This is a genomic window from Streptomyces sp. adm13(2018) (assembly GCF_008042145.1).
Taxonomy (GTDB): Bacteria; Actinomycetota; Actinomycetes; order Streptomycetales; family Streptomycetaceae; genus Streptomyces.
In genome coordinates this window covers 445,165-454,129 of sequence record NZ_RDBH01000141.1, presented here as the reverse complement: position 1 = coordinate 454,129, position 8,965 = coordinate 445,165, and the positions used below count along the sequence as shown (strand labels likewise).

The window sequence follows — 8,965 nt, the reverse complement described above, 5'->3', positions numbered from 1 at the left end:
CCGCCGAGCCCGGCTCCCAGCCCTGTTACTCGCTGCCCGCCGACGCCCGCCGGCCCGCCGCGACCCGCGAGTTCGAGGACCGTACGGCGGCCCTCGACTGGTACGTGGCCGAGCGCGCCGCCCTGGAGGGCGCCGTGACCTCCGCCGCCGCCCTCGGCCTCCACCGCCCCCTGCCCGGCCTCGCCCGTCCCCTGCCCGGCGGCGCCCGCCGTCTGCGCGGAGCTCGCGCTGCCCGCGTCCTTCGCGCCGGTGTCCGTGCCGCCGCCGCAGGCCGTCAGGCCGAGCGAGAGGGTGGCGATGGCGGCGGCGGCCAGGACGGTGGTCTTGTGGTGGGTGCGCATGGCGGTTCTCCCCCGTGAAGCGGTCGATCGGTGCGGTACGCCGGGACGAGCGCCCCGGCGGGGGCTCCGGGTACTCCCTGTTCGCGGAGTCGGTACTCCCTGTACGCGGAGCACCCGGTGCTGTATCCAGCTTCCGGCCCCGCGCTGCCGTCTCGCTTGCGTGCCGCTAACGATCCGCTGACAGGCGCGAGAGGCCCGCCGCCGCACGCGCCGAACCCTCGGCGAAACCGGCCGCTTCGGATGCCGCGATCGCGCGTTCCAGCTGGTCGGCGGCTTCGTCGAGGCGGCCGACGGCGGCCAGCGCCTCACCCTTCGCGATCTGCAGCTGGGCCCGGACGACCACCGCGTCGGGGGCGACGAGTTCCCCGGCGCGCAGGGTGTGCGCGAGGGCCGCCTCGTAGTCGCCGGCCTTCATGCAGTGGCCCGCCAGGTGGTGGAGGGTGAGCACCTGGGTGGACGGATGGCGGGTGCGGTCGGCCAGGGAGACGGCGTGCACCATCAGCAGCCCGGCCCGGTCGTGCTCCCCCGTCGCGTCCAGGACGGCCGCGTGGTTGACGTACGCGATGGCCTCACTGATCGCGTCACCGGCGCGGGCGGCGAGCCCGGGCGCCTTCTCCAGGTGGACGAGCGCCTCGGCGTCGCGCCCCTCCGCGTGCAGGATCCAGCCGAGCAGCGCCCTGGTCCGCGACTGGGCGTCGAAGTCGCCCACGTGCTCCGCCGACGCGAGGCCGGCCTCCAGGAGGGGCGTCCAGCCGTCCCCGATCCGCATGAGCATCAGCGGCCACTGCACCAGGGCGAGCCGCCAGGCCCGGTCGTGGAGGCCGAGGGCGGCGGCGGAGGTCACGGCGCCCTCCAGGGCGGCGCGCTCGGCCACGTACCAGTCGAGGGCCGCCGTACGGTCCTCGAACTCGCGGGTCGCGGCGGGCCGGCGGGCGTCGGCGGGCAGCGAGTAACAGGGCTGGGAGCCGGGCTCGGCGGCGGCGTCGGCGGCGAGCCCCGTGTAGAGGTAGTGGTCGAGGAGGCGGCGCAGGCCCTCGGGGTCGGCGTCCGCGGAGACGTGGCGGGCGTAGAGCCGGACCAGGTCGTGCGGCGTCCAGCGGCCGGGCACGGACTCGGTCAGCAGATGGGCGGCAGTGAGCCGGTCCAGGTCCGCGGCGGCCTGGCCCGGGGACGTGCCGACGAGCGCGCCGGCCGCGAACCGGTCCAGGTCGGAGCCGGTGTGGAGGCCCGTCGCCCGGAACAGCCGGGCCGCGGACTCGGGCAGCTGCTGCACGGTCAGGCGCAGCGCGGCGGAGACGCCCCGGTCCTCGACGTCGAGGAGCGTCAGCCGGCCCTGCTCGTCGGCGAGTTCGCCGACCATCTCGTCGAGGGTCCACCGGGGGCGCTCGGCGAGCCGGGCCGCGGTGACCCGCAGGGCGAGCGGGAGGCCGTCGCAGAGTCCGGCGAGCCGTGCGGCGGCGGCGGGTTCGGCGGCGACCCGCGTCTCGCCGAGGACGGTGGCGAGCAGCGCGGCGGAGTCGGCCGGAGGGAGGTGGCCGAGGGGGACGGGCCGGGCCGCGTCGGAGGCGATGAGGCCGCCGAGCCGGTCGCGGCTGGTGACCAGGGTGGTGCAGTGGTCGCCGCCCGGCAGCAGCGGTCTGACCTGCTCCGAGGACCGGGCGTTGTCGAGGAGGACGAGCAGCCGCCGGCCGGCGGTCAGGGAGCGGAAGAGGGCGCCGCGGGCCTCGACGGCCTCCGGGATCCGCTGCGGCTGCACGCCGAGCGCGAGCAGGAACTCCCGCAGGACGGCGGCGGTCTCGGGGGCCGGGGTGTCGCTGAAGCCGCGCAGGTCGGCGAAGATCCGTCCGTCGGGGAAGTCGGCCCGGCGCTCGTACGCCCAGTGCACCGCGAAGGCGGTCTTGCCGACGCCGGCGGGTCCGGTGACCAGGCAGACGGGCCCGTCGCCGCCCCGTACCGCGCGGTCGAGGGCGGCGAGTTCGGCGCCGCGGCCGGTGAACCCGCGCGGCGCGCGCGGCAGTCCCTCCGGCGTCGGGGCGGCGGCGGGTGCGACGGGCCTCGGCGCGGTCACGGGCGCGGCCGAGCGGAGCAGGGTGGTGTACGCCTCGCTGAGCGTCTCGCCGGGGTCGACGCCCAGTTCCTCGGCGAGCAGCCGCCGGGTGCGGTGGTACCAGTCGATCGCGTCCGACTGCCGGCCGGAGCGGCCCAGGGCCAGCATCAGCGCGGCGGCGAGGGACTCGCGCAGCGGGTGCGCGACGGCCTCGGTGCGCAGCACGGCGGCGGCCCTGGCGTGCTCGCCGAGTTCCCCGTACGCCTCCGCCAGCGCCTCCACGGAGGCCAGCCGCAGCTCTTCGAGTTCCCCGGCGGCGGCCTCCAGCGGGCGGCTGTGCACGGTGCCGGTGAGCGCGGGCCCCTGCCAGTACGACAGTGCCTCGCGCAGCATCCGCACGGTGTCGGCGGGCCGGCGCTGGACCCCGGCGAGCGCGACGAGTTCCTCGAAGCGGTGCGCGTCGACCAGCGACTCCGGCATCCGCAGGACGTACGCCGATCCCTGCGTGGCGAGTTCGACGCCGTACGTCTCGGCGCCGTGCTCGGCGAGCAGGGCCCGCAGCCGCGAGACGTGCCCCTGGAGGACGGTCTTGGCGTGGGTGGGTGGCTCCTCCTCCCAGAGCGCGTCGATCAGCCGGCCGACGTTCACCGCGGTGTTGGGTCGCAGCAGGAGCATCGCGAGCAGGCTGGACCGTTTGGCGGGCCCCAGGGCTACGTCCCCGTCCTCCGTCACCAGCGCGACGGAGCCGAGCAGCCGGAACTCCACCAGTACACCTCCGCGACACGTCCCCCGATTTCCCAGCAGTCGAGGATACGAGGGCGGGAGGGCCACCCGCGACGCGGAGATCCCCGATCCCGCCCTCGTCGTCCGAATCCGCACAGGGTGATGGCCTACGGGCGGCGGTGCTGATCGGCCGTGCGACAGGGAGGGTCCCGAACAGCCCACCGGTTCTCGGCGCCCGCATCCAGCACCGATCCAGCACGGTGACGACGAAGGGGTCGGACTCGACAGAGTCCGACCCCTTCTGAACTGCAGGTACCGCGTCAATGACGTGGCAGTGCTTCGTCCGCTCAGACGTTGAAGCGGAACTCCACCACGTCGCCGTCCTGCATGACGTACTCCTTGCCCTCCATGCGGGCCTTGCCCTTCGCGCGGGCGTCGGCTACCGAGCCGGTTTCGACCAGGTCGGCGAAGGAGATGACCTCGGCCTTGATGAAGCCCTTCTGGAAGTCGGTGTGGATGACACCGGCCGCCTCCGGGGCCGTCGCGCCCTGCTTGATCGTCCAGGCGCGGGATTCCTTCGGGCCGGCCGTCAGGTAGGTCTGGAGGCCCAGGGTCGCGAAGCCGACGCGGGCGAGGGTCGCCAGGCCCGGCTCCTCGGCGCCGACCGACTGGAGGAGCTCCATGGCGTCCTCCTCGTCCAGCTCCGCCAGGTCCTGCTCCAGCTTCGCGTTCAGGAAGATCGCCTCGGCCGGGGCGACCAGGGCGCTCTGCTCCGCCTTGAAGGCGTCGTCCGTCAGCTCGTCCTCGTCCACGTTGAAGACGTAGAGGAACGGCTTGGTGGTGAGGAGGTGGAGGTCGTGGAGGAGCTCCGCCTTCTCCGAGCCCTGCACGATGCCCTGGGAGAAGAGCGTGTCGCCCTTCTCCAGGATCGCCTGCGCGGCCTCGACCGCCGCGACCTTCGGCGCGATGTCCTTCTTGATCCGCATCTCCTTCTGGAGGCGCGGCAGGACCTTCTCGATCGTCTGGAGGTCCGCGAGGATCAGCTCCGTGTTGATCGTCTCGATGTCGTCCTTCGGCGAGACCTTGCCGTCGACGTGCACGACGTTCTCGTCCTTGAAGGCGCGGATGACCTGGCAGATCGCGTCCGACTCGCGGATGTTCGCCAGGAACTTGTTGCCCAGGCCCTCGCCCTCGCTCGCGCCGCGGACGATGCCCGCGATGTCGACGAAGTCGACCGTCGCCGGGAGGATCCGCTGCGAGGAGAAGATCTCCGCCAGCTTGGTCAGCCGGGCGTCGGGGACACCGACGACGCCGACGTTGGGCTCGATCGTGGCGAACGGGTAGTTGGCCGCCAGCACGTCGTTCTTGGTCAGGGCGTTGAACAGGGTCGACTTGCCGACATTCGGCAGACCGACGATTCCGATCGTGAGCGACACGGTGGCGACTTCCTGAAGTGTGGATGGTGGGCCGATCCCCCAGTTTACGGGCGGGCCGAACCGGCCAGTGACGCCGACCTTCGGTCGTTCTCGGGGGCAAGGTCACCCAAAGGGCGTGTCCCGGACCCGGTTCCCGCCCCTTCCCGACCTACGTTGGTGGAGTGGAGCAGCACAGGACAAGTCAGCCGCAAGGCCGCCGACGGCCGCAAACCCCCGTCACGCCGCCGGCCGCCCCGCCCACCGCGCCTCCCGCCGCGTTCGTGGAGGGCGCGGCCGTGTACCGCGTCACCGGCCGGATCCGGCGGGGCCCCGGCACTCCCCGCGTCCAGCGCGCCGGGGCGCCCGGCGCCGCTGCCGCGGCGCCCTCGGGCCGGCCCGTACCGCCCGTGGTCCTCGCCCTGCGACGCCTGCCCCAGCCTCGGCTGACCGGCCTCGGCGCCGGGCTCTTCGCCTCCGCCGTCATGCTGACGCTCGGCTTCCTCGACCGGCTGCTCCTCGACGGCTCCCCCGTCGTCTACGGGCTGCTGTTCCTGCCGGTCAGCGCCCTGACCGCGCTCTGGGTCCGGGCCGCCGACCTGGTCACCGCCCCCATCTGCGTCCCCATCGCCTTCGCCGTCGGCGTCATTCCCATCGCGGGCGGCACCGGCGGCCTCGGCGGCCAGGCGATGGCCGTCGTCACCGCCCTCGCCGTGCACGCCGGCTGGCTCTACGGCGGCACCCTCGTCGCCGGACTGATCGCCAGCGTGCGGAAGGTACGGGAGATGGGGCGCCGCCGGCAGCCCGTCGTCCGGTCCTCGGGCTCCTCGGCGGGCCCGTCCGCCGGAGCCCCCGGGTCCCCCGCGGGGCCCGGCGAGGCGCCCGGGACCGGCGGACGCGGCCCCGGCTCGGGCCGGACACCCCGCCGCCGCCCCGTCGGCTAGGACACCGGCCCGCCCCCGACCGGAACGTATGCGGGGCGATGAGTGCGGGAGTGCCCGCGGGCGTACGGGACTCCCCGGCCCGCCGGCGTACGGGGAGCCCCGTACTCCCGCGTCCCGCTCCGGGGACGTCCCCACCCGTCGTCGGCCGTTCCGCTACGCCGTCCCCGCCGCCATTCCCGCCCCTACGATCCCCGCGTTGTTCTGGAGTTCCGCCGGGACGATCTCCGCCCGGATGTCCTCGATCAACGGCAGGAACTTGTCCGCCTTGCGGCTCACCCCGCCGCCGATGATGAAGAGCTCCGGCGAGAACAGCATCTCCACGTGCGCGAGGTACTTCCGTACGCGCTTCGCCCAGTGCTCCCAGCTGAGGTCCTCGTCCTCCTTGGCCTTCGTCGACGCCCTGGTCTCCGCGTCGTGGCCCTTGAGTTCCAGGTGGCCAAGCTCGGTGTTCGGCACCAGGCGGCCGTCGACGAAGAGGGCCGAGCCGATGCCCGTGCCCAGGGTCAGCATGATCACGGTGCCCTTGCGGCCCCGGCCGGCGCCGAAGGTCATCTCGGCGACGCCCGCCGCGTCGGCGTCGTTCAGGACCGTCACCGGAAGGCCGCCGAGGCGCTCGCTCAGCAGGGTGCCCGCGTCCACGTCGATCCACGACTTGTCGACGTTCGCCGCCGTGCGGATGGTCGAACCCGTGACCACTCCCGGGAAGGTCACCCCCACCGGTCCCGTCCAGCCGAAGTGCTCCACGACCTCCGCGACGCATCCCGCCACACCGTCGGGTGTGGCGGGATGCGGGGTCAGTACCTTGTGGCGCTCCTCGGTGAGCGCGCCCCGTTCCAGGTCCACGGGGGCGCCCTTGATGCCCGAACCGCCGATGTCCACTCCGAAGACGTTCATGGAACCCACGGTAAGGGCTGCGGTGCCGGGTTACTCCTCGACGGAGGAAGAGGGCTGCTCCTCGGCGGAGGGAGCGGGCTCTCCCCGGCCGAGGGAGCCGGCTGCTCCTTCGCGGACGGAGCGGGCTACTCCTTCGCGGACGGAGCGGGCTCGGCCGTGCCGAGCTTCTCGGCCACGGCCCGCAGGTCCTTGTTGCGGAGTTCCTTCGGCAGCGAGAACGTGAGCGACTCGTCGGCCGTCTTGACGATCTCCACGTCCGCGTAGCCGCGCTCGGAGAGCCACTCCAGGACCTCCTGCACGAGGACGTCCGGAACGGAGGCGCCGGAGGAGAGGCCGACGCTGGTCACGCCCTCCAGCCAGGCCTCGTCGATCTCGCTGGCGAAGTCGACCAGGTAGGCGGCGGGGACGCCGGCCTGCTTGGCGACCTCGACCATGCGGATCGAGTTCGAGGAGTTCTTCGAGCCGACGACGATCACCAGCTCGGCCTGGCCGGCCAGCTCCTTGATCGCGATCTGGCGGTTCTGCGTGGCGTAGCAGATGTCGTCGGACGGCGGGGAGATCAGCTGCGGGAACTTCTCCTTCAGCGCGTCGACCGTCTCCATCGTCTCGTCGACCGAGAGCGTGGTCTGGGAGAGCCAGACGACGCGGGACGGGTCGCGGACCTCGATCTTGGCGACGTCGCCGGGGCCGTCGACCAGCTGGATGTGCTCGGGGGCCTCGCCGGAGGTGCCGATGACCTCCTCGTGGCCCTCGTGGCCGATGAGGAGGATGTCGAAGTCCTCGTTGGCGAAGCGGACGGCTTCCTTGTGGACCTTGGTGACCAGCGGGCAGGTGGCGTCGATGGTCGCGAGCCGGCCCTGGCGGGCCTCCTCGTGGACGGTCGGGGCGACGCCGTGCGCGGAGAACATCACGATGTTGCCCGGCGGCACCTCGGTCGCCTGGTCGACGAAGATGGCGCCCTTCCGCTCCAGGGTCTGGACGACGTACTTGTTGTGGACGATCTCGTGCCGGACGTAGATCGGGGCCCCGTACTGCTCCAGGGCCTTCTCCACCGCGATCACGGCACGGTCCACGCCCGCGCAGTAGCCGCGGGGAGCGGCGAGCAGGACACGCTTCGGGCGGTTCGTCGCGGAGGCGGGATCGGGCGTCGACGCGGGCGTTGCAGTCATGCGTCCCATCGTAAGGCCGCGTCGGTGAGCGGTTTGATCGGTGCCGTGGCCGAAACTGTCGCCATGGCCGAGGAATCGCAGGTGGCGGCGCGCGGGGAAGACGCGGAACACACGGGACTTCGACGGAACCTCGGATTCCGGGATCTCGTCGTCTACGGGCTGCTCTTCATCGCCCCCATGGCGCCCGTCGGCGTCTTCGGCACGCTGGACGCGAAGTCCGGCGGCGCGGTCGCGCTGGTGTACGTCGTGGCCACGGTCGCCATGGCGTTCACGGCCTTCAGCTACGCGCAGATGGTCCGGGTCGCGCCGCAGGCGGGTTCGGTCTTCACGTACGCGCGCAAGGGCCTCGGCGAGGGGCCGGGGTTCATCGCCGGCTGGATGGCGATGCTCGACTACCTGCTGATCCCGGCGGTCGCCTATCTCTTCGCGGGCATCGCGATGGAGGCGCTGGTCCCGGAGGTCGACCGGTGGGTGTGGACCGGGATCGCCGTCGTCCTCACGACGCTGCTCAACCTCTGGGGCGTACGGGCGGCGGCGCGGGTCGGCTTCGCCGTGCTGGCGATGGAGATCGTCGTCCTGCTCGTCTTCGTCGTCTCCGCGGCCGTGGCGCTCGCGGAGGACGGGGCGCGGCGGGACTGGTGGTCGCCGCTGACCGGCGACCTGTCGTTCTCACTGGCCGCCGTCCTCGGCGCGGTGTCCGTGGCCGTCCTGTCCTACCTGGGCTTCGACGCGATCGCCTCCTTCGCCGAGGAGGTCACCGGCGGTTCGGCGAAGGTGGCGCGGGCGCTGATGTTCTGCCTGGCGCTCGCGGGTTTCCTGTTCATCGCGCAGACCTGGCTGGTGGCGCTGCTCGAACCGGTCTCCTCGGCCGAGCTCGCCGCCGATCCGGGGAAGCAGGGGTCGGCCTTCTACGACGCCGTCGAGAGCGGGGTGGGCGACTGGCTGCACGACCTCGTGGCCGTGTCGAAGGCGATCGGCGCGGCGTTCGCCGCGCTCGCGGGGCAGGCGGCGGGCGGCCGGCTCCTCTTCGCGATGGGCCGCGACCGGCGCCTGCCGCATCTGCTCGCCCGGACGGACGGGGGCGTGCCGCGGGTGGCGCTGCTGGTGTCGGCGGCGGTGACGATGGTCGCGGCGGTGTGGGCGGCGCGCCGGGACGACGGTCTCGACCACCTGGTGTCGGTGGTCGACGTGGGCGCGCTGACGGCCTTCGTCCTGCTGCACGCGAGCGTGGTGGGCTGGTTCGCGGTACGGCGGGCGGAGGGGCCGCCGCACTGGCTGAAGCACGTCGTGCTGCCCGTGGTCGGCGCGGCGATCCTGATCGCGGTCATCGTGGAGGCCTCGGTGGAGGCGCAGGTGGTGGGTGTGGTGTGGCTGGGAGTGGGGTTGGTGGTGCTGGCGGTCCAGGGGGCGGCTCGGACGCCGGCGGGGCGGTGAG

At 73.2% G+C, this 8,965-nt stretch carries 6 protein-coding genes and 1 pseudogene; 2 read left to right on the top strand and 5 right to left on the bottom strand.

Annotated elements, in window-relative coordinates; all coding sequences use genetic code 11:
* The 3 genes and pseudogenes from EAO70_RS38225 to ychF form a co-directional block, all read right to left on the bottom strand.
* A pseudogene (locus EAO70_RS38225) lies at positions 1–341 on the bottom strand (hypothetical protein); the annotation flags it as partial.
* A 166-nt stretch (positions 342–507) separates the two neighbouring features.
* Positions 508–3,153, bottom strand: coding sequence for an AfsR/SARP family transcriptional regulator (locus tag EAO70_RS30155; RefSeq protein ID WP_148006007.1), 2,646 nt, complete (start codon positions 3,151–3,153; stop codon positions 508–510).
* Between the two features lie 305 nt (positions 3,154–3,458).
* A complete protein-coding gene (gene ychF / locus EAO70_RS30150) occupies positions 3,459–4,547 on the bottom strand; it encodes a redox-regulated ATPase YchF (RefSeq protein ID WP_148006006.1) in 1,089 nt (362 codons plus the stop codon).
* Positions 4,548–4,822: 275 nt separating this feature from the next.
* On the opposite strand from ychF, the gene EAO70_RS30145 reads away from it, so the two are divergent.
* The gene (locus tag EAO70_RS30145) at positions 4,823–5,467 is read left to right on the top strand and encodes a DUF6542 domain-containing protein (protein WP_402115207.1); all 645 of its coding nucleotides are present in this window, start codon (positions 4,823–4,825) and stop codon (positions 5,465–5,467) included.
* A gap of 153 nt (positions 5,468–5,620) precedes the next feature.
* On the opposite strand, the gene ppgK is transcribed toward EAO70_RS30145, so the two are convergent.
* A complete protein-coding gene (ppgK, locus tag EAO70_RS30140) occupies positions 5,621–6,361 on the bottom strand; it encodes a polyphosphate--glucose phosphotransferase (RefSeq protein ID WP_148006005.1) in 741 nt (246 codons plus the stop codon).
* Between the two features lie 125 nt (positions 6,362–6,486).
* On the bottom strand, positions 6,487–7,539 hold the full coding sequence (locus tag EAO70_RS30135; protein WP_402115205.1) for a 4-hydroxy-3-methylbut-2-enyl diphosphate reductase: 1,053 nt from the start codon (positions 7,537–7,539) through the stop codon (positions 6,487–6,489).
* Between the two features lie 54 nt (positions 7,540–7,593).
* Here EAO70_RS30135 and EAO70_RS30130 point away from each other — a divergent pair, with 54 nt between their 5' ends.
* Positions 7,594–8,964 carry an APC family permease gene (locus EAO70_RS30130; RefSeq protein ID WP_148006591.1) on the top strand — a complete coding sequence of 457 codons (1,371 nt, stop codon included), beginning with the start codon at positions 7,594–7,596 and terminating at the stop codon, positions 8,962–8,964.
* The last annotated feature ends 1 nt before the right edge of the window (position 8,965 follow it).

Coding starts and splice junctions, on each gene's coding strand:
- EAO70_RS30130 (WP_148006591.1), top strand. CDS start 7,594: ATGGCCGAGGAATCGCAGGTGGCGGCGCGCGGGGAAGACGCGGAACAC.
- ppgK (WP_148006005.1), bottom strand. CDS start 6,361: ATGAACGTCTTCGGAGTGGACATCGGCGGTTCGGGCATCAAGGGCGCC.
- EAO70_RS30135 (WP_402115205.1), bottom strand. CDS start 7,539: ATGGGACGCATGACTGCAACGCCCGCGTCGACGCCCGATCCCGCCTCC.